This window comes from Streptosporangium sp. NPDC051022 (assembly GCF_040683035.1).
Taxonomy (GTDB): domain Bacteria; phylum Actinomycetota; class Actinomycetes; order Streptosporangiales; family Streptosporangiaceae; genus Streptosporangium.
Genome location: NZ_JBFBCF010000010.1, coordinates 244,296 through 266,170, shown reverse-complemented (window position 1 = coordinate 266,170; position 21,875 = coordinate 244,296). Strand labels below are relative to the sequence as shown.

Genomic DNA, 21,875 nt, shown 5'->3' with positions numbered 1-21,875 from the left:
CCACCAACCCCTGGCTCGTCGGCCTGTCCCTCGCCTCCCTGGTCGGCGCGCTGGCCGTCGCCGTGTTCGCCGTCACGGGCGTCGTGTCCGGCGGGTGGGCGTCTTCCGTTTCCCGTGTTTCGCGTGGGGGTGAGTCCGATTACTGGTCCGATGTCTCAAGCTCGTTGTCGAGCATGTCGAACAGCTCGCTGGCGGTCGCCTCCTTCAGTTCCCGCTCGGCGTCGGCCTCGTCCACGGGCCGGTGGATCTCCGCCCACTTCGTGGCCAGTCCCCTGAGCCTGGCCCCGATCCTGGTGTACTCGGCCTCGTCCGGCGTCGCCTCGGCCAGTGCGGACTCCAGCTTGGCCAGTTCCTCGTCCAGCGAGGGGCCCGCCTTCTCCCCCGCCAGCTCCGCCCGGAAGTACTCCGCGATCGCGAGCGGTGTCGGGTAGTCGAAAATCAGCGTGGCGGGCAGACGCCGGCCCGTGACCCCGCCCAGCCGGTTGCGCAGCTCCAGCGCGGCCAGGGAGTCCAGGCCGAGCTCCAGGAAGCCCTTCTCCGGCCCCACGGACTCCGGTCCGCCGTGGCCGAGCACCGCGGCGACATGCGTGCGGACGAGGGTCAGCAGGACGCGGTCCCGCTCGTTCTCCGGCACCCCCGTCAGCAGCTGCTCCAGTGACGGCCCTGCCGGGACCGCGCCGCCGGCGGCGGCCGCGCGCCTGGCGGGAACGCGTACCAGCTCGCGGAAGAGCGGCGGCAGGGACTCGCCCTGCGCGCGCAGTCCCGCGGCGTCCAGCCGCATCGGCACCAGGAACGGCTCGGCGGCGGCACGTGCCGCGTCCAGCAGGACCAGTCCCTCCGCCGAGGACAGACCGGCCAGGCCGGATCGCGCCATCCGCGCCACGTCGGCCTCCGTCAGCTCGCCGCCCATTCCGGCCTCGGTCCACAGGCCCCAGGCCAGGGAGGTGGCGGCCAGTCCGTGGGAGGCGCGGTGGACGGCCAGCGCGTCGAGGAAGGCGTTGGCCGCACCGTAGTTGGCCTGCCCGGGGGCGCCCAGGACTCCGGCGACCGAGGAGAACAGCACGAACGCGGTCAGGTCCAGGTCTCGGGTGAGTTCGTGCAGGTGCCAGGCGGCGTCCGCCTTGGGCCGCAGTACGGTGTCCAGTCGTTCGGCGGTGAGGGAGGCGATCACACCGTCGTCCAGCACCCCTGCGGCGTGGACGACCCCGGTCAGGTCGGGGATGCCGGCCAGCAGGGCGGCCAGCGCCTCCCGGTCGGCCACGTCGCACGCCGCGACCTCGACCCGCGCGCCCAGTCCCTCCAGCTCCACGCGCAGTTCGGCGGCGCCCGGAGCGTCCAGGCCCCGGCGACCGGCCAGCACCAGACCCCGCACCCCGTGCTCGGCCACCAGGTGCCGGGCGACCAGCGCACCCAGGCCACCCGTACCGCCGGTGATCAGCACCGCACCCGCGCCCCAGACCGGACCGGCCGCCACGTCCACCGTATCCGCGGTCACCCGGACCAGGCGCGGCACCCGGAGCCCACCCTCGCGAACCGCCAGCTGGGCCTCCCCGGCGGCGATCCCGGAGAGCACCACGTCCAGGGAAAGGCCACGCTCGTCCAGGTCGACCAGGACGAACCGGCCGGGACTCTCCTCCTGTGCCGCCCGGACCAGACCCCACACGGCGGCCCCGGCCAGGTCGTCCACGTCCTCACCTACGGCGGAGACCGCGCCCCGGGTCACCACGACGAGCTTCGAACCGGCGAACCGCTCGTCGGCCAGCCACTCCTGGGACAGGGCCAGCATCCGGTGGGTGGCCGACCGGACGGCCTCGGGGGTGTCGCCGCCGCTTCCGGACAGGCCCGGCAGGAGCACCACGTCCGGCGGCGCCGTATCCTCGCCCAGCTCCGCCAGACCGGCGTGCACGCCGGCGACCTCCGGCAGCACGCTCAGCCCGAACGCGTCCTCCCCGACCAGCACGCACGAGACGGGCGCGACAACCGGACCGCCCGCGAACGACCGCCACTCGACCCGGAACAGTCCGTCACCGCGCGTTCCGGCCGCCAGCCGGTCGGCCGCCACCGGGCGGGAGACCAGCGACCCGACCGACGCGACCGGCGCGCCCACCTCGTCGGCGACCTCCAGGGACAGCCTCTCCGAGCCGACCCCGGAGATCCGTACCCGCAGCGCCGAGGCTCCCGCGGCGTACAGCGAGACATCGGTCCAGGCGAAGGGAAGAAGCGTCCGCCCCCGGTCGTCCCCGGCGAGCAGGTCGGCGTGCAGCGCCGCGTCCAGCAGCGCCGGGTGCAGGCCGAACCCGTCCACCTCGGTTCCCTCGGGAAGCGCGACCTCTGCGAAGATCTCGTCGCCGTTCCGCCATACCGCCCGCAGGCCCCTGAACACCGGGCCGTAGTCGTATCCCTGGTCTGCCAGCCGTTCGTAGGCTCCTGCCACGTCCACCGGGGTCGCGCCGGCCGGGGGCCACTCGGCCAGGCCGTACGAGACCTCGGGCCGATCCGCCGTCAGGACGCCCCGCGCGTGCCGGGTCCACGTGCCTTCCGAGGCCGCCTCTCCCGGGTGCGAGTACACCTCGACCGAGCGTCGTCCCGCCTGGTCTCCCGCTCCCACCTCGACCCGTATCGTGACGCCGCCCCGCTCCGGGAGCACCAGCGGCGCCTCCAGCGTCAGCTCCTCGACCACGGCGCAGCCGGCCTCGTCGCCCGCCCGGATCGCCAGTTCCACGAACGCGGTGCCCGGCAGCAGCACGCTGCCGAGGACGTCGTGGTCGGCGAGCCAGGGGTGGGTCTCCACCGACAGGCGGCCCGTCAGCACCACCCCGTCCGAGCCGGGCAGCGCCACCACCGCCGACAGCAGCGGGTGGTTCGCCGCGGCCAGGCCCGCCGCCGTCACGTCCCCGCGTACGGCGGGCGCCTCCAGCCAGTACCTCTTGCGCTGGAAGGCGTAGGTCGGCAGGTCCACCCGGCGGGCTCCCGCCCCGGTGAAGAACGCCGGCCAGTCCACCCGCCCGCCCCGGGCGTGCACACGCCCCAGGGCCGACAACACCTCACGGGCCTCGTCACGGTCGCGGCGCAGCACCGGAACGAAGGCGGCCGCGTCCGGATCGGCCAGGCACTCGGCACCCATGGCCGACAGCACCGCATCCGGCCCCAGCTCCAGGAACGTGGCGACCCCCTGGCCCTCCAGGAACCGCACCCCGTCGTAGAAGCGGACGGCCTCCCGCACGTGCTCGACCCAGTAGCCGGCCGAGAAGGTCTCAACGAGCCGCCCGGTGACGTTGGAGACCACCGGGATCTTCGGCGGGGCGTAGACCAGACCTTCGGCCACCTCACGGAAATCGGCCAGCATCGGGTCCATCAGCGGGGAGTGGAAGGCGTGCGAGACCCGCAGCCGCTTCGTCCGCTCGAACCGCGCCGCGATCTCCAGCACCTCGCCCTCGTCACCGGAGATCACCACCGACGTCGGCCCGTTGACGGCGGCGATGCTCACCCGGCCGGTGAGCAGGGGAAGGACCTCCTCCTCGGTGGCGGCGACGGCGACCATCGCGCCGCCTTCCGGAAGGGCCTGCATCAACCGGCCGCGTGCCGCGACCAGCGCGCACGCGTCCTCCAGCGTCAGGACCCCGGCCACGTGGGCGGCGGCCAGCTCACCGATCGAATGCCCCGCCAGGAAGTCCGGCCTGACACCCCAGGACTCGGCCAGCCGGAACAGCGCCACCTCCACCGCGAACAACGCGCACTGCGTGTAGGCCGTCTGGCTCAGCAGTTCGGCGTCCTCGGCGATCACCTCGGCCAGCGGACGCTCCAGGTGAACGTCCAGCCGCGCCACGACCTCGTCGAACGCCCCGGCGAAGACCGGGAAGGCCGCGTGCAGCTCCCGGCCCATCCCCAGACGCTGACTGCCCTGACCGGTGAACAGCACCGCCGTACGGCCTCCGGAGCGGGCGGGGGCCGACGGGCTCTCGGCGACCGCGCGCAGGCCGTCCAGCGACTCCTGCCGATCACCGGCGACCACCGTGGCGCGGTGCTCCAGCGTGGCCCTGGTCGTCACCAGTGAGAAGCCCACGTCGACGGGACGCGGCTCCGTGTCGGTCTCCAGCAGGGAGCGCAGGCGATCGGCCTGGGCCCGCAGCGCCTCCGCGCTTCTGGCCGAGATCACCAGCGGCACCACCGGAGGAAGAACGGCGGGCTCCGCCCCGTCCTGTGACGCGGGCTCCTCGGGCGCCTGCTCGACGATCACGTGGGCGTTGGTGCCGCTGATGCCGAAGGAGGACACCCCCGCCCGGCGGGGACGGCCGGTGACCGGCCACGCGACCGGCTCGGTCAGCAGCTCCACGGCCCCGGCCGACCAGTCCACCTGCGGGGTGCGCTCACCCAGATGGATCGTCTTGGGAAGCATGCCGTTCCGTATCGCGAGCACCATCTTGATCACGCCGCCGACACCCGCGGCGGCCTGGGTGTGACCCAGGTTCGACTTCAGCGAACCCAGCCAGAGCGGCCGCTCCCGCTCCTGCCCGTAGGCGGCGATCACCGCCTGCGCCTCGATCGGGTCACCGAGACGGGTTCCGGTGCCATGCGCCTCGACGACGTCCACCTCGACCGGAGCCAGTCCCGCCGAGGCGAGCGCCTGGCGGATCACCCGCTGCTGGGACGGGCCGTTCGGCGCCGTCATGCCGCTGCTGGCACCGTCCTGGTTGATCGCCGAACCGCGCACCACGGCCAGCACCCGGTGACCGTTGCGCCGGGCGTCCGACAGACGCTCCAGCACCAGCACACCCACACCCTCGGAGCATCCGGTGCCGTCGGCGTCGGCGGAGAACGACTTGCAGCGGCCGTCGGCGGCCATGCCCCGCTGGCCGCTGAAGTAGACGAACATCTCGGGGGTCGCCATCACGGTCACGCCGCCGGCGAGCGCCAGGGAGCACTCCCCCTTGCGCAGCGCCGTCACCGCCAGGTGCAGCGAGACCAGTGAGGACGAGCAGGCCGTGTCCACCGTCACCGCCGGACCCTCCAGGCCGAGCGTGTAGGCGACCCGCCCGGTGACCAGGCTGCCGTCGCTGCTGCCCACCCCGTAGTCGTGGTACATCACCCCGGCGAACACCCCGGTACGGCTGCCGCGCACCGTGGCCGGGTCGATTCCCGCACTCTCCAGCGCCTCCCAGGACGTCTGCAGCAGCAGCCGCTGCTGCGGGTCCATGGCCAGCGCCTCACGGGGGCTGATCCCGAAGAAGTCCGGGTCGAACTCCGCCGCGTCGTGGAGGAAGCCCCCCTCCTTGGCATAGGTCTTGCCCGGCGCGCCCGGCTCCGGGTCATAGACCCCCTCGACGTCCCAGCCGCGGTCCCTGGGGAACGGCGAGACCGCGTCGGTTCCCGCCATCACCAGCCGCCAGAGATCCTCCGGCGAGCTCACGCCTCCCGGATACTGGCAGGCCATTCCCACGATCGCGATCGGTTCGGTGGCCGCCGCGGTGAGCCGCCCGTTCTGCTGGCGCAGGCGCTCGTTCTCCAGCAGGGACTGGCGCAGGGCCTCGACGATCTTCTCGACAGACGTGTCCACGGTAGGTTCCCATCACCTGGTCGGGTCGGAGTCACTGTGCGCGAGGGCGGCCCGTACGAGATCGTCGATGTCCATCGCCTTGATCGCGTCACTCTGGTCCGCGCCGTGTTCGGTCGGCTGGCTGTCGTCGGGGGCCGCCGCGAGCCGGAGCAGCGCGTCCAGCAGCCCGGCCTCGCGCATCCGGGCCAGCGGGATCTCCTCCAGCGTCTTGCGGATCGACGCCTCCTCCGGGTCGACGGTGGGAGCGGGTCCCAGGTCCGGGAGCAGCTCGGCCAGGAGGAAGGCGGCCAGTGCGGCAGGTGTGGGGTAGTCGAACATGAGGGTGGCGGGCAGCCTGAGCCCGGTCGCCGCGCCGAGCCGGTTGCGGAGTTCGATCGCGGCCAGCGAGTCGAGTCCCAGCTCGGTGAAGCCCCTGCCGGGTTCGATGGCTCCGGGGTCGTCGTGGCGTACGGCCGCGACATGGGTGCGCACCAGATCCAGCAGGACGCCGTCGCGCTCGGTCTCGGACAGTCCGGCCAGCCGCCGTTCCAGCGCCGCCGAGTCGGAGACGGCGCCGCCGGCGGGCACGCCGCGCCTGGTGGTCGCGCTCACCGTCTGGCGGGCGGCCGCGGGGGCCACTCCGCGCAGCAGCGCGGGAACCTCGTCGGACGACGACCGCAGCGCCGCCGGTTCCAGCCGGGTCAGCACCTGTACGGCCTCGCCGACGCGCAGCGCCTCGTCGAACAGCGCCAGGCCCTCCGCGGGCGACATGGCCGGCATCCCCAGCCGCTTCATCCGCTGCAGGTCGGCCTCGACGACGCCGCCGCCCAGGCCGGTCTTCACGGTCCACAGGCCGAAGGCGAGCGAGGTCGCCGCGAGGCCCTGTGCCCCGCGGTTGACGGCGAGCGCGTCCAGGAAGCGGTTCGCCGCCGCGTAGTTGGCCTGCCCGGCGCCGACGACCATGCCCGCCACGGAGGAGAACAGTACGAAGGCGTCCAGGTTCAGGTCGCGGGTCAGCTCGTGCAGGTGCCAGGCGGCGTCCACCTTCGGCCCGAAGACCGCGCCGACCTGTTCGGGCGTCAGCGCCCCGACCAGCGCGTTGTCCATCACGCCCGCCGCGTGCACCACACCGGACAGCGGATGCTCGGCGGGGATCTCGGAGAGCAGGCCCGCCAGCGCCCGCCGGTCGGCCACGTCGCACGCGGCCACGGTGACGCCCGCACCCAGCTCGGTCAGCTCGGCGTGGAGTTCCACCGCCCCCGGCGCGGCCAGGCCCCGCCTGCTGGTCAGCACCAGGTGCCGGACCCCGTGCTCGGCGACCAGGTGCCGGGCGATCACGGCGCCCAGGCCGCTCGTGCCGCCGGTGATCAGCACGGTGCCGGTCGGGCTCCACGGGGAGGCCTTGTCCGTACCGGGTGCGGCGGGCGCGCCGGAGGCCGCCTTCACCAGCCTCGGCACGAGGAGTCCGCCGTCCCGCACCGCGATCTCCGGCTCGCCGGAGGCCAGCGCCGCGGGTAGCGGCGATCCGGCCGTCCCCGCCGAGCCGGGCAGGTCGACCAGCACGATCCGGCCCGGGTTCTCCTCCTGGGCCGAGCGCACCAGACCCCACACCGGCGCCTGGTCCGGATCGACGTGCTCGCCCGGCCGTACGGCGGCCGCGTCGCGGGTCACCACGATCAGACGTCCACCGGCGAACCGGTCGTCGCCCAGCCAGGCCCGCAGCGCGTCGAGCACCTTGTTCGTGACGGTCCGCGCCGAGGCGGGGAGAGTCTCGGCTCCGGCGCCCTCGACGGGGAGGACCACCACGTCGGGCCGTGCCGTGCCCGGTGCGGCCAGGTCGGGCAGACGCAGGACACCCGCGCCGAGCGTTCCGGCCAGGCCGTGTTCGTCGGCGCCGGCGACCGCCCAGGCGCCCGCGGCGGGAGCCGGCACGGAGGCGGGCGCGGCGAGCGCGCTCCACTCGACGTGGAACAGCGACTCCCGCTGCCCGCTGCCCGCGACGGCGGCGGCGTTGACCTTCTCCGCGGTGACCGCCCGCACCACCAGCGACTCCACCGAGGCCACCGGGATGCCCGTCGTGGCGTCGACCAGGTCCAGCGAGCACGCGTGCGAGTGCGCCGCCGGGTCCCTGCGCGCCGAGACGATCCGCACCCGCAGCGACGACGAGCCCGCGGCGTGCAGAGAGACCCGCTCCCAGGCGAAGGGGAGCTGCGTGCCCCCGGTCGCCTCGGGACCGGCCTCGTCGAGGAAGTCGGTGGCGCTCAGCGCGGCGTCCAGCAGGGAGGGGTGGAGCCCGAAGTGGCTCGCGTCGGACTTGGCCTCCTCGGGCAGCGAGACCTCGGCGAAGATCTCGTTGCCGCGCCGCCACACCTTCTTCAGGCCCATGAACATCGGGCCGTAGCCGTAGCCCTGGCTGGAGAGATACTCGTAGACGTTGGAGATGTCCACGCTCTCGGCGTCCCTCGGCGGCCAGGTGTCGATGCCGAGCGACTCCATCGTCACGGGGGGCTTGGCGCCGGTGGCCAGCACGCCGGTGGCGTGCAGCGTCCACGGCGCGTGCGCCGAGACCTCCTCCCAGCGGGAGTGGACCGTGAACGACCGCCTTCCCGACTCGTCGGCCGCCTCGACCGCGACCTGGATCGCCACTCCGCCGCTCGGGGGCAGCGGCATGACGGCCTCGATGGTGAGCTCCTCCAGCAGGTCGCAGCCGACCTCGTCACCGGCGCGCATCGCCAGCTCCACGTATCCGGTGCCGGGAAGCACGACCACGCCCAGCACGTCGTGGTCGGCGAGCCAGGGGTGGGTCTCCACCGACAGCCGGCCCGTCACCACGACTCCGTCCGAGCCGGGCAGCGCCACCACCGCCGACAGCAGCGGGTGGTTCGCCGGGCTCTGGCCCAGCCCGGACGGCTCACCCGGTACGGCCACCGGCACGTCCAGCCAGTACCTCTTGCGCTGGAAGGCGTAGGTGGGCAGGTCCACCCGGCGGGCACCGGAGCCGGTGAAGAACGCCGCCCAGTCCACCCGGCCACCCCGGGCGTGCACACGCCCCAGGGCCGACAGCACCTCACGGGCCTCGTCACGGTCACGGCGCAGCACCGGAACGAAGGCGGCCGCGTCCGGATCGGCCAGGCACTCGGCACCCATCGCCGACAACACCGCATCCGGCCCCAACTCCAAGAACGTGGCGACCCCCTGACCCTCCAGGAACCGCACCCCGTCACAGAACCGCACCGCCTGACGGACGTGCTCGACCCAGTAGCCGGCCGAGAAGTCCTCAACGAGCCGCCCGGTGACATTGGAGACCACCGGAATCTTCGGCGCCCCATACGACAGTCCCTCGGCCACCCGCCGGAACTCGGCCAGCATCGGATCCATCAGCGGCGAGTGGAAGGCGTGCGAGACCCGCAACCGCTTCGTCCGCTCGAACCGCGCCGCGATCTCGGCCACCGCGTCCTCGTCACCGGAGATCACCACCGACCCCGGACCGTTGACCGCCGCGACGCTCACCCGGCCGGTCAGGAACGGGACGACGTCCTCTTCGGGTGCGGCGACCGCGACCATCGCCCCACCCTCCGGAAGGGCCTGCATCAACCGGCCACGCGCTGCCACCAGCGCGCACGCGTCCTCCAGCGACAACACCCCCGCCACATGCGCGGCGGCCAGCTCACCGATCGAATGCCCCGCCAGGAAATCGGGACGCACACCCCACGACTCCACCAGCCGGAACAGCGCCACCTCCACCGCGAACAACGCGCACTGCGTATAGGCCGTCTGGCTCAGCAGTTCGGCGTCCTCAGCGATCACCTCGGCCAGCGGACGCTCCAGATGAGCATCCAGCCGCGCCACCACCTCGTCGAACGCCCGCGCGAAGACCGGGAAGGCCGCGTGCAGCTCCCGGCCCATCCCCAGACGCTGACTGCCCTGACCGGTGAACAGCACCGCCGTCCGTCCCTCGGCGCGGGTGGAGGCCTCCGTCGCCTCGGCGACCGCGCGCAGGCCGTTCAGTGCCTCCTGCCGATCGGCGGCGACCACCGTGGCGCGGTGCTCCAGCGCCGACCGGGACGTCACCAGCGAGTAGCCGACGTCCAGCACGTCCAGCTCGGGCCGCTCCTCGACGTACTCCAGCAGCCGCTCGGCCTGCGCGCGCAGCGCCTGGGCGCTCCTGCCGGAGATCGTCCACGGGACGACGCCGCGCACCGACGGCAGGTCCGGCTTCGGAGCCTCGGGGGCCTGCTCGATGATCACGTGAGCGTTGGTCCCGCTGAGCCCGAACGACGACACGCCCGCGCGGCGGGGGTGGCCGTTCTGCGCCCAGCCGACTGGCTCGGTCAGCAGCCGCACGTTCCCCGCCGACCAGTCGACGTGGGGAGAGGGCTCGTCCACGTGCAGCGTCCTGGGCAGCAGCTCGTTTCGCAGCGCCATGACCATCTTGATGACGCCGCTGACCCCGGCCGCGGCCTGGGTGTGGCCGATGTTGGACTTGATCGAGCCCAGCCAGAGCGGCCGGTCCCGCTCCTGCCCATAGGTCGCGATCACCGCCTGCGCCTCGATCGGGTCGCCGAGACGGGTACCGGTGCCGTGCGCCTCGACGGCGTCGATGTCGGCGGGGGTGAGTCCGGCACCGGCCAGCGCCTGGCGGATCACCCGCTGCTGGGAGGGGCCGTTGGGCGCGGTCAGGCCGTTCGAGGCGCCGTCCTGGTTGATCGCCGAACCGCGTACCACGGCCAGCACGGTGTGGCCGTTGCGCTGGGCGTCGGACAGGCGCTCCAGCACCAGCATGCCGACGCCCTCGCCCCAGCCGGTGCCGTCGGCCGCCGCGGCGAACGGCTTGCATCGGCCGTCGGGCGCCAGACCTCGTTGCAGGCTGAACTCCAGGAAGATGTCGGGCGTCGACATCACGGTGACACCGCCCGCCAGCGCCAGCGAGCACTCGCCCTGACGCAGCGCCTGGGCCGCCAGGTGCATCGCGACCAGCGACGACGAGCAGGCCGTGTCCACCGTCACCGCCGGGCCCTCCAGGCCGAAGGTGTAGGCCACCCGGCCCGACACGATGCTGCCCGCGCTGCCGTTGCCGACGTATCCGGCCACGTCCTCGGGGACCTGGCGCAGACGGGTGCCGTAGTCGTTGTACATGACCCCGGCGAACACGCCCGTCCTGCTGCCCCGCACCGAGGCCGGGGCGATGCCCGCGTGCTCCAGCGCCTCCCACGAGGCCTCCAGCACCAGCCGCTGCTGCGGGTCCATGGCGAGTGCCTCGCGTGGGCTGATCCCGAAGAAGTCCGGGTCGAAGTCGGCGGAGCCGTAGAGGAACCCGCCCTCACGCGCGTAAGTCTTGCCCGGCACACCCGGCTCCGGGTCGTACAGGCCCTCGACGTCCCAGCCACGGTCCGTGGGGAACGACAGGACCGCGTCGCCTCCTTCGGCGACCAGTCGCCACAGGTCCTCCGGGGAGGACACGCCTCCCGGATAGCGGCACGCCATGCCCACGATCGCGATCGCCTCGTCGGTCTGCGCCGCGGGGGCGGCGGCGACCGGTGCGGGAGCCTCCACCCCGGCCAGCCGCTCCCACACGTACTCCGCGACCGCGAGGGAGGTGGGGTAGTCGAAGACGAGCGTGGCCGGCAGGCGCAGCCCGGTGGCCGTGCCCAGCACGTTGCGCAGTTCCACCGCGGCCAGGGAGTCGAATCCCAGCTCCTTGAAGGCCCGTCCGGGGGCCACGGCGTCCATCCCGTCGTGGCCGAGCACGGCGGCGACGTGCGAGCGCACCAGGTCCAGCAGCTCCCGGTCGCGCTCGGTCTCGGGCAGACCGGCGAGCCGCCGCAGGAGCTCGGAGGCCCCGGGAGACTCGTCTGCCCGCGCCACTCGCCGGGCGGGAACGCGGACCAGACCGCGGAGCAGGGCCGGGATCTCGTCGGCCCTCGATCGCAGTGCCGCGAGGTCGAGCCGGAGCGGGGCGAGCACCGGTTCGTCCCCGGCCAGCGCCGCGTCGAACAGGGCGAGTCCCTCGGCGGCGGACAGCGCGGGCAGCCCCAGGCGGTTCATCCGCTGCAGGTCCGCCCCGCTCAGCTCACCGCCGAGGCCGGTGTTCTCGGCCCACATCCCGTACGCCAGGGATGTCGCGGGCAGGTCCCCCGCGGCACGGTGTACGGCCAGCGCGTCCAGGAACGTGTTGGCCGCCGCGTAGTTGGCCTGCCCCGCGCCGACCACCATTCCGGCGGCGGAGGAGAACAGGACGAACGCGGTCAGGTCCAGGTCGCGGGTGAGCTCGTGCAGGTGCCAGGCCGCGTCGACCTTGGGCCTCAGCACCTTGTCGAGCTGTTCCCCGGTCAGGGAGCCGACCAGGGCGCTGTCGACCACCGCAGCGGCGTGGACGACCCCGGTCAGGTCGGGGATGCCGGCCAGCAGGGCGGCCAGCGCCTGACGGTCGGCCACGTCGCAGGCCGCGATCTCGACCCGCGCGCCCAGTTCCTCCAGCTCCGCCCGCAACTCGGCCGCACCCGGAGCCTCCAGGCCCCGGCGACCGGCCAGCACCAGACCCCGCACCCCGTGCTCGGCCACCAGGTGCCGCGCCACCAGCGCACCCAGACCGCCGGTGCCGCCGGTGACCAGCACCGTGCCCGCCCCGCTCCACGGCGAGGTCCGTTCCCGCACCGCCGCCCTGGCCAGCCTCGGCACGACGAGCCTGCCTTCGACCACCGCCAGCTCGGACTCTCCGGCGGCGATCCCGGCGAGCACGTCCTCGACCGGCAGGGCGTGCTCGTCCAGGTCCACCAGGACGAACCGGCCGGGGTTCTCCTCCTTGGCCGCCCGGACCAGGCCCCACACGGCGGCACCGGCCAGGTCGGTGACGTCCTCGCCCACGACCGAGACCGCGCCCCGGGTCACGACCGCCAGCTTCGACCCGGCGAACCGCTCGTCGGCCAGCCATGCCTGCAAAACGGTGAGGACGCGGTTCGTCGTCCTTCTGACGGCCCCGGGAACGTCGTCGTCGGCCTCGGACCGGTCGGCGAAGAGCACCACCTCCGGCACGGCCGTACCGGCGGCGAGTTCGGCCAGCGCGTTTTCGGGCCGTCCGTCCGCGTCGAGGTCCAGCTCCGCCCACGAAGGCGACGCTCCGGCGTACGGCGACGGCGCCACCCACTCCACCTTGAGCAGCGACTCGTGGCGTCCGCCACCGGCCGCGTGGAGCTGCTCCGCGGAGACGGGGCGCGACACCAGCGTCTCCACCGACGCGACCGGCGCGCCCGTCGAGTCGGCGACCACGATCGAGGAGACCTCGTCGCCCTTCACCCGCTGAATTCTGACCCGCAGCGCGGAGGCGCCGACGGCGTGCAGCCTGACCCCGGTCCACACGAACGGCAGCAGCGTCTCCCCCTGCTCGGCGAGCAGGTCCGCGTGCATGGCCGCGTCCAGCAGTGCCGGGTGCAGGCCGAACAGGGCCGCGTCCGCCCTGGCCTGCTCGGGCAGGGCCACCTCGGCGAACACCTCGTCGCCGCGCCGCCAGGCCGCCCGCAGTCCCTGGAACACCGGACCGTAGGCGTAGCCCCTGGCCAGCAGTTTCTCGTAGGGGCCGTCCAGCTCGACGGCCTGTGCCCCTCGCGGCGGCCACTCCGTCAGCTCGGCCGCTTCCCGCTGTGCTCTGCCGGCAGCGGGCCGTACCACGCCACCGGCGTGGCGGGTCCAGACGTCGTCCGCCGCGCCCTCGGGCCGCGAGTACACGTTCACCGCGCAGGCGCCCGATCCGTCGGGCGCGCCCACCACGACCCGCAGCGCGACGCCGCCCCGCTCCGGGAGCACCAGCGGCGCCTCCAGCGTCAGCTCCTCCAGCAGGTCGCAGCCGACCTGGTCTCCCGCCCGGATCGCCATTTCCACGAACGCGGTGCCCGGCAGCAGCACGCGGCCGAGGACGTCGTGGTCGGCGAGCCAGGGGTGCGACCGGTTCGACAGGCGGCCCGTCAGCACCGCCCCGCCCGAACCCGGCAGCGTCACCACCGCCGACAGCAGCGGGTGGTCGGTGGCCACCTGGCCGAACTCGGAGGCGTCGCCCGCCGAGGCCGACGCCTCCAGCCAGTAGTGCCTGTGCTGGAAGGCGTAGGTGGGCAGGTCCACCCGGCGGGCACCGGACCCGGCGAAGAACGCCGGCCAGTCCACCCGCCCACCCCGGGCGTGCAGGCGGCCCAGGGCCGACAACACCTCACGGGCCTCGTCGCGATCGCGGCGCAGCACCGGAACGAAGGCGGCCGCGTCCGGATCGGCCAGACACTCGGCACCCATGGCCGACAACACCGCATCCGGCCCCAGCTCCAGGAACGTGGCGACCCCCTGACCCTCCAGGAACCGCACCCCGTCACAGAACCGCACCGCCTGGCGGACGTGCTCGACCCAGTAGCCGGCCGAGAAGGTCTCAACGAGCTGGCCGGTGACGTTGGAGACCACCGGGATCTTCGGCGCCCCATACGACAGTCCCTCGGCGACACGGCGGAAGTCGGCCAGCATGGGGTCCATCAGCGGGGAGTGGAAGGCGTGCGAGACCCGCAACCGCTTCGTCCGCTCGAACCGGGCCGCGATCTCCAGCACCGCGTCCTCGTCACCGGAGATCACCACCGACGTCGGCCCGTTGACCGCCGCGACGCTCACCCGGCCGGTCAGGAACGGGACGACGTCCTCCTCGGGTGCGGCGATCGCCACCATCGCCCCACCCTCCGGCAGGGCCTGCATCAACCGGCCGCGTGCCGCCACCAGGGCGCAGGCGTCCTCCAGCGACAGCACCCCCGCCACGTGGGCGGCGGCCAGCTCACCGATCGAATGCCCCGCCAGAAAGTCCGGCCTGACACCCCAGGACTCGGCCAGCCGGAACAGCGCCACCTCCACCGCGAACAACGCGCACTGCGTATAGGCCGTCTGGCTCAGCAGTTCGGCGTCGCCGGAGATCACCTCGGCCAGCGGACGCTCCAGGTGAGCATCCAGCCGCGCCACGACCTCGTCGAACGCCCGCGCGAAGACCGGGAAGGCCGCGTGCAGCTCCCGGCCCATCCCCAGACGCTGACTGCCCTGACCGGTGAACAGCACCGCCGTACGGCCACCGCCCTCCACCGGCCCCGGCAGCCCACTCCCCCCGGCCAGCGCACGCAACCCCCGCACCAGCTCCTCACGGTCGGCACCCACCACCACCGCACGGTGATCCAGCACCGCCCGCGACACCACCAGCGAATACCCGACGTCCACCGGACGCAGGTCGGGGTCGGTCTCCAGCAGAACATCCAGGCGTTCGGCCTGGGCCCGCAGCGCCTCCGCGCTCCTGGCCGAGATCACCAGCGGCACCACCTCGGGAACCGGCGCCGTGGCCGGCTCGCCCCGGTCTCCGATCTCTGGGGCCTCCTCGATGATGACGTGGGCGTTGGTGCCGCTGATCCCGAAGGAGGACACCCCCGCCCGGCGCGGATGACCGTTACGCGGCCACTCCACCGGCTCGGCCAGCAGTTCCACGGCCCCGGCCGACCAGTCCACCTGCGGCGACGGCTCGTCCACGTGCAACGTCTTCGGCAGCACACCGTGCCGCATCGCCTCCACCATCTTGATCACACCCGCCACACCCGCGGCGGCCTGCGTGTGCCCCAGATTCGACTTCACCGACCCCAGCCAGAGCGGCCGCTCCCGGTCCTGCCCATAGGTGGCGATCAGCGCCTGCGCCTCGATCGGGTCGCCCAGCGTGGTCCCGGTCCCGTGTCCTTCCACGGCGTCGACGTCGGCCGGGGTGAGCCCGGCTCCGGTCAGCGCCTGGCGGATCACCCGCTGCTGGGAGGGGCCGTTCGGCGCGGTCAGGCCGTTCGAGGCGCCGTCCTGGTTGACCGCCGAACCGCGCACCACGGCCAGCACCGTGTGGCCGTTGCGGCGGGCGTCGGACAGGCGCTCCAGCACCAGCACGCCGACGCCCTCGCCCCAGCCGGTGCCGTCGGCCGCCGCGGCGAACGACTTGCAGCGGCCGTCGGCCGCCAGGCCGCGCTGCCTGCTGAAGTCGACGAACGTGTCCGGGGTCGACATCACGGTCACGCCTCCGGCCAGCGCGAGCGAGCACTCGCCCCGGCGCAGCGCCTGCATGGCCCAGTGCATCGCGACCAGCGACGACGAGCAGGCCGTGTCCACCGTCACCGCCGGGCCCTCCAGGCCCAGCGCGTAGGCCACCCGGCCCGACACGACGCTGGCCAGGCTCCCGTTGCCGAGGTAGCCCGCCACGTCCTCGGGGACCTGCCCCAGGCGGGTTCCCCAGTCGTGGTACATCACTCCGGCGAAGACGCCCGTCGCGCTGCCCCTGACCGACGCGGGATCGATTCCGGCGCGCTCCAGTGCCTCCCACGAGGTCTCCAGCAGCAGTCGCTGCTGCGGGTCCATGGCCTGTGCCTCGCGCGGGCTGATCCCGAAGAAGTCCGGGTCGAACTCCGCCGCGTCGTAGAGGAAGCCGCCCTCGCGGGCGTAGCTCTTACCGGACTTTCCGGGCTCCGGGTCGTACAGTCCGTCGACGTCCCAGCCGCGGTCGCCGGGGAAGCCGGAGACCGCGTCCACTCCCTCGGCGACCAGCCGCCACAGGTCCTCCGGTGAGGTGACCCCGCCCGGGTAGTGGCAGGCCATTCCGACGATCACGATCGGCTCGTCGTCCGAGACGGTCACCGTGGTGGTTTCCGCCTCGGCCTGCCGCTCGCCGGTGAAGGCCTGGGCGAGGATGTGTCCGGCCAGTGCCTGCGGGGTGGGGTAGTCGAAGATCAGCGTCGCGGGCAGGCGCAGCCCGGTCGCCTGGTTGAGGCGGTTGCGGAGGTCGACGGCGGCGAGCGAGTCGAAGCCGATCTCGCTGAACGCGCGACGTGGGTCGATCGCGTCCGATCCGTCGTGGCCGAGGACGGCGGCGATGTGGGTGCGGACCCATTCCAGCACGATCCTGTCGCGCTCCGCCTCGGGCAGGCCGGCCAGTTCCCGCGCGAACGACGGCGTCGCCGAGGTGGCTCCGCCCGTGCGTGCGGTACGGCGGGCGGGGGCGCGCACCAGGCCGCGCAGCAGCGCGGGTACCCCGTCGGTCCTGGCGGCGAGGGCCGCGGGATCCACCTTGACGGGCACCAGCGCGGCCTCGTCGGTGCCGAGGGCCTCGTCGAACAGCGCGAGGTTGTCGGCGGGTGACAGCGGGGCCAGGCCGAGCCGGTCGATGCGGCGCAGATCGGCCTCGGCCAGCTCGCCTCCCATCCCCGCCCCGGTCCACAGCCCCCAGGCGAGGGAGGTGGCGGGCAGTCCGTGGGAGGCGCGGTGGACGGCCAGCGCGTCGAGGAAGGCGTTGGCCGCCGCGTAGTTGCCCTGTCCGGCGCCGTCGACCAGCCCCGCCGTGGAGGAGAACAGCACGAAGGCGTCCAGGTCCAGGTGGCGGGTGAGTTCGTGCAGGTGCCAGGCGGCGTCCGCCTTGGGCCGCAGTACGGTGTCGAGTCGTTCGGGGGTCAGCGCGGTGATCAGGCCGTCGTCCAGCACCCCTGCGGCGTGGACGACCCCGGTCAGGTCGGGAATGCCGGCCAGCAGCGCGGCCAGTGCCTCCCGGTCGGCCACGTCGCAGGCCGCGACCTCGACCCGCGCGCCCAGCTCCTCCAGCTCCGCCCGCAGTTCGGCAGCGCCCGGAGCGTCCAGGCCCCGGCGACCGGCCAGCACCAGACCCCGCACCCCGTGCTCGGCCACCAGGTGCCGCGCCACCAGCACGCCCAGGCCACCCGTACCGCCGGTGACCAGTACCGTGCCCATCCCGCTCCACGGCGAGATCCGCTCACCCGCCGCGACCCTGGCCAGCCTCGGCACGACCACCTCGCCCTCGCGCACCGCCAGCTCCGGCTCACCGGCGTTCACGCCCGCGAGGACCGCCTCCAGCGACACGCCCTTGCCGTCCAGGTCGACCAGGACGAACCGGCCCGGGTTCTCCGCCTGGGCCGAGCGCACCAGGCCCCGAACGGCCGCCGCGGCCAGGTCCTCGATGTCCTCGCCGTCGGTGGAGACCGCGCCGCGGGTCACCACGACGAGCTTCGAACCGGCGAACCGCTCGTCGGCCGGCCAGTCCCGCAGCAGGGCCAGCACCCGGCCCGTGATCGACCGCACCGCCTGGGGAACGCTCTCCCCCGGCGTCGCCGGACCCGACAGCAGCACCGTCTCCGGCACCGCCGTGCCCTCGCCCAGCTCCGCCAGACCGGCGTGCACGCCGGCGACCTCCGGCAGCACGCTCAGCCCGAACGCGTCCTCCCCGACCAGCACGCACGAGGCGGGCGCGGCAATCGGACCGCCCGTGAACGGCCGCCACTCGACCCGGAACAGTCCGTCACCGCGCGTTCCGGCCGCCAGCCGGTCGGCCGCCACCGGGCGGGAGACCAGCGACCCGATTGACGCGACCGGCGTGCCCGTCGCGTCGGCGAGTTCGAGGGAGTAGGTTTCCGTGCCCTCGGCCGAGATGCGCACCCGCAGCGCGGAGGCTCCGGCGGCGTGCAGTGATACCCCGGTCCACGCGAACGGGATCCAGGCCCGTCCGTCGTCCTGTCCGTCGCCCGCGGCGTGCAGTGCGGCGTCCAGCAGGGCCGGGTGCAGCCCGAAGCCCTCGGCGGCGGTTCCCTCGGGCAGGGCGACCTCGGCGAAGATCTCGTCGCCGCGCCGCCAGACCGCCCGCAGTCCCCGGAAGGCGGGGCCGTAGGCGTAACCCCGTGCGGCGAGGTCGTCGTAGAAACCGTCGACGTCCACGCTCCGCGCGCCCTGCGGTGGCCAGACCAGCGCTCCGGCGGGCTCGGGTGACACGTGGGGGCTCAGCACGCCCGAGGCGTGCCTGGTCCAGGTCTCCTCCTCTTCGGGCCGCGCGTAGAACTCGGCCGTCCGCCGTCCCGTTCCGTCCGCGGGGCCCACCACGGCCTGCAGCGCGACGCCGCCCCGCTCGGGCAGGACCAGCGGGGCCTCAAGGGTCAGTTCCTCCAGCAGGGCGCAGCCTGTCTCGTCTCCCGCGCGGATCGCCAGCTCCACGAACACCGTGCCGGGCAGTACGGTCACGCCGGAGATCACGTGGTCGGACAGCCAGGGGTGCGACGCGGGCGAGAGGCGGCCGGTCAGCACCACCCCGTCGGATCCGGGGCCGTCCGTGCCGGGCAGGGCGACCACCGCGGACAGCAACGGGTGGCCGGCCGCGACCTGTCCCAGCTCCGACACCTCGCCCCGCGAGACGGGCGCCTCCAGCCAGAACCTCTTGCGCTGGAAGGCGTAGGTGGGCAGGTCCACCCGGTGGGCACCGGACCCGGCGAAGAACGCCGGCCAGTCCACCCGCCCGCCCCGGGCGTGCAGGCGGCCCAGGGCCGACAGCACCTCGTGGACCTCGTCGCGATCGCGGCGCAGCACCGGAACGAAGGCGGCCGCGTCCGGGTCGGTCAGGCACTCGGCGCCCATCGCCGACAGCACGGCGTCGGGTCCCAGCTCCAGGAAAGTGGTGACCCCCCGTGCCTCCAGGAGGCGCACCGCGTCGTGGAAGCGCACGGCCTCGCGCGCGTGCCGGATCCAGTACTCCGGCGAGGTCAGTTCCTCGGCGGTGGCCGGCTCGCCGGTGACCGTCGAGACGATCGGGATCTTCGGCGCGGCGTAGGCCAGCGTCCGTGCGACGCGGCCGAACTCGGCGAGCATGGGATCCATCAGCGGGGAGTGGAAGGCGTGCGAGACCCGCAGCCTCTTGGTCCGCTCGAACCGGGCCGCGATCTCCAGCACCGCGTCCTCGTCACCGGAGATCACCACCGAGCTCGGCCCGTTGACCGCGGCGACGCTCACCCGGCCGGTCAGGAACGGGACGACGTCCTCCTCGGTGGCGGCGATCGCGACCATCGCGCCGCCCTCCGGCAGTTCCTGCATCAACCGGCCGCGTGCCGCGACCAGCGCGCACGCGTCCTCCAGCGTCAGAACCCCGGCCACGTGGGCGGCGGCCAGCTCACCGATCGAATGCCCGGCCAGGAAGTCGGGACGCACGCCCCAGGACTCCAGCAGCCGGAACAGCGCCACCTCCACGGCGAACAGCGCGCACTGCGTGTAGGCCGTCTGGCTCAGGGACTCCGCCTCGGCCGTGCCCTCCGCCGCGAACAGCACGTCCCACAGCGGAAGGTCGAGCTGAAGGTCCAGGTAGCCGGCGGCCTCGTCCAGCGCGCGGGCGAAGACGGGGAAGGCTCCGTACAGCTCACGCCCCATGGCCAGACGCTGGCTGCCCTGGCCGGTGAAGAGGAAGGCGAGTTCGCCGGGGGCCACGCCGGGCACGCCCTCGCCCTCGGTGATCGCGGCCAGGCCCAGGCGGGCGTTCTCGCGGTCACCGGCGATCACCACGGCGCGCCGCTCCAGCGCGGCCCGGGTGGTGGCCAGCGAATAGCCGACGTCGGTCAGGTCCAGTCCGGGGCTGTCGTCGAGGTGGGCGCTCAGCCGCCGGGCCTGCGCCCTGAGCGCCGAGTCGCTCCGCGCGGAGATCACCAGGGGGATCGCGGACGCCGGAGCCCGCTCCGGCCCGGGGTCGCCGGGCGACGTCGGCGGAGCCTGCTCGATGATGACGTGCGCGTTGGTGCCGCTGACCCCGAAGGAGGACACGCCCGCGCGCAGCGGGCGGTCGTCCCGTTCCCACGGCACCGCCTCGGTGAGCAGTTCCACCGCGCCCGCCGCCCAGTTGACGTGCGGGGAGGGCTCGTCCACATGCAGCGTCTTCGGCAGGACGCCGTGCCGCATCGCCATGACCATCTTGATGACACCGGCCGAGCCCGCGGCGGCCTGGGTGTGGCCGATGTTGGACTTGATCGAGCCCAGCCAGAGCGGCCGGTCCCGGTCCTGCCCGTAGGCGGCGATGAGGGCCTGCGCCTCGATCGGGTCGCCGAGGCGGGTGCCGGTGCCGTGCGCCTCGATCGCGTCGACCTCGTCCGGGGTCAGCCCGGCGTCGACCAGAGCGTGGCGGATCACCCGCTGCTGGGAGGGGCCGTTGGGGGCGGTCAGGCCGTTCGAGGCGCCGTCGTGGTTGATGGCGGAGCCGCGCAGTACGGCGAGCACGGGGTGCCCGTTGCGGCGCGCCTCGGAGAGACGCTCCAGTACGAACACGCCCACGCCCTCGGCGAAGCCGGTGCCGTCCGCCGCGGCGGCGAACGCCTTGCAGCGGCCGTCGGCCGCCAGGCCCCGCTGCCTGCTGAACGCGGTGAAGGTGCCGGGGCTGCCCATCACCGCCACCCCGCCGGCCAGCGCCAGCGAGCACTCGCCGCGCCGCAGGGCCGTCGCCGCCAGGTGAAGCGCGACCAGCGAGCCCGAGCAGGCCGTGTCCACCGTCAGGGTGGGTCCCTCGAGGCCGAGGGCGTAGGAGACGCGTCCCGAGACGACGCTGGGGGCGTTGCCGGTCAGCAGGTAGCCGTCGAGGCCGTCGGGGGCCTCGTGCAGGCGGACGCCGTACTCCTGGGGTTCGGCGCCGATGAACACCGCCGCCCTGCTGCCGCGCAGCGAGGCCGGGTCGATTCCGGCGCGCTCCAGCGCCTCCCAGGAGCTCTCCAGCACCAGCCGCTGCTGCGGGTCCATGGCGAGGGCCTCGCGCGGGCTGATCCCGAAGAAGTCGGCGTCGAAGTCGGCGGCGTCGGGCAGGAAGCCGCCCTCCCTGGCGTAGCTCGTGCCGGGGGTGTCCGGGTCCGGGCTGTAGAGCCGCTCGAGGTCCCAGCCCCGGTCGGTGGGGAAGCCGGAGATGACGTGGCGGCCCTCGGCCACCAGCTCCCACAGCTCCTCCGGCGAGGTCACCCCGCCCGGGTAGCGGCAGCCGATGCCGACGATGGCGACGGGCTCGTCCTCGACGGCCGTGGCCGGGACGGGGGCGGGGGCCTCGTCCGGCAGCCCCAGCAGCTCGGCCCGCAGGTAGGCGGCCAGCGCCGCCGGAGACGGGTAGTCGAATGCGACCGTGACGGGAAGCTCGACCCCGGTGACCGCGGTCACCCGGGTCTGCAGCTCGACCGCGGCGAGCGAGTCGAATCCCATTTTCTGGAAGGGCTGCTCCGCCTGGACCGAGGTGGTCGTGCCCGGCTGGACGACCCTCATCACGGCCAGGGTCTGCGCGCGCACCAGGTCGAGCAGGACACGGCCCTGCTCGGGGGCCGGCAGATCTTCGAGGCGCCGGATCAACGCCGATCTCTTGGTCATTTTCTCATTCGCTATGTTCGCGTTCTCAGAATCGAAGTTTCCGGACCCACTCATCCGCTTACTCCATTGCTCCGGCGGCCACAATTCGCATACGAAACCAGGTCCGAGCGTAAACCGGACGAAAAATCCGGCACCACCCCTGCGAATCCCCTATCAACCT

General features: G+C 73.7%; 2 protein-coding genes. Both read right to left on the bottom strand.

Annotation, left to right across the window (positions count from 1 at the left end; genetic code table 11):
• Positions 1 to 139: 139 nt before the first annotated feature.
• Entirely contained in the window at positions 140 to 5,554 is a 5,415-nt protein-coding gene (locus AB0N02_RS19195; protein ID WP_363948006.1) for a type I polyketide synthase, read from the bottom strand.
• 12 nt (positions 5,555 to 5,566) lie between these two features.
• On the bottom strand, positions 5,567 to 21,715 hold the full coding sequence (locus tag AB0N02_RS19190) for a type I polyketide synthase (RefSeq protein WP_363948003.1): 16,149 nt from the start codon (positions 21,713 to 21,715) through the stop codon (positions 5,567 to 5,569).
• Positions 21,716 to 21,875 lie beyond the last annotated feature (160 nt).

Coding starts and splice junctions, on each gene's coding strand:
- AB0N02_RS19190 (WP_363948003.1), bottom strand. CDS start 21,715: ATGACCAAGAGATCGGCGTTGATCCGGCGCCTCGAAGATCTGCCGGCC.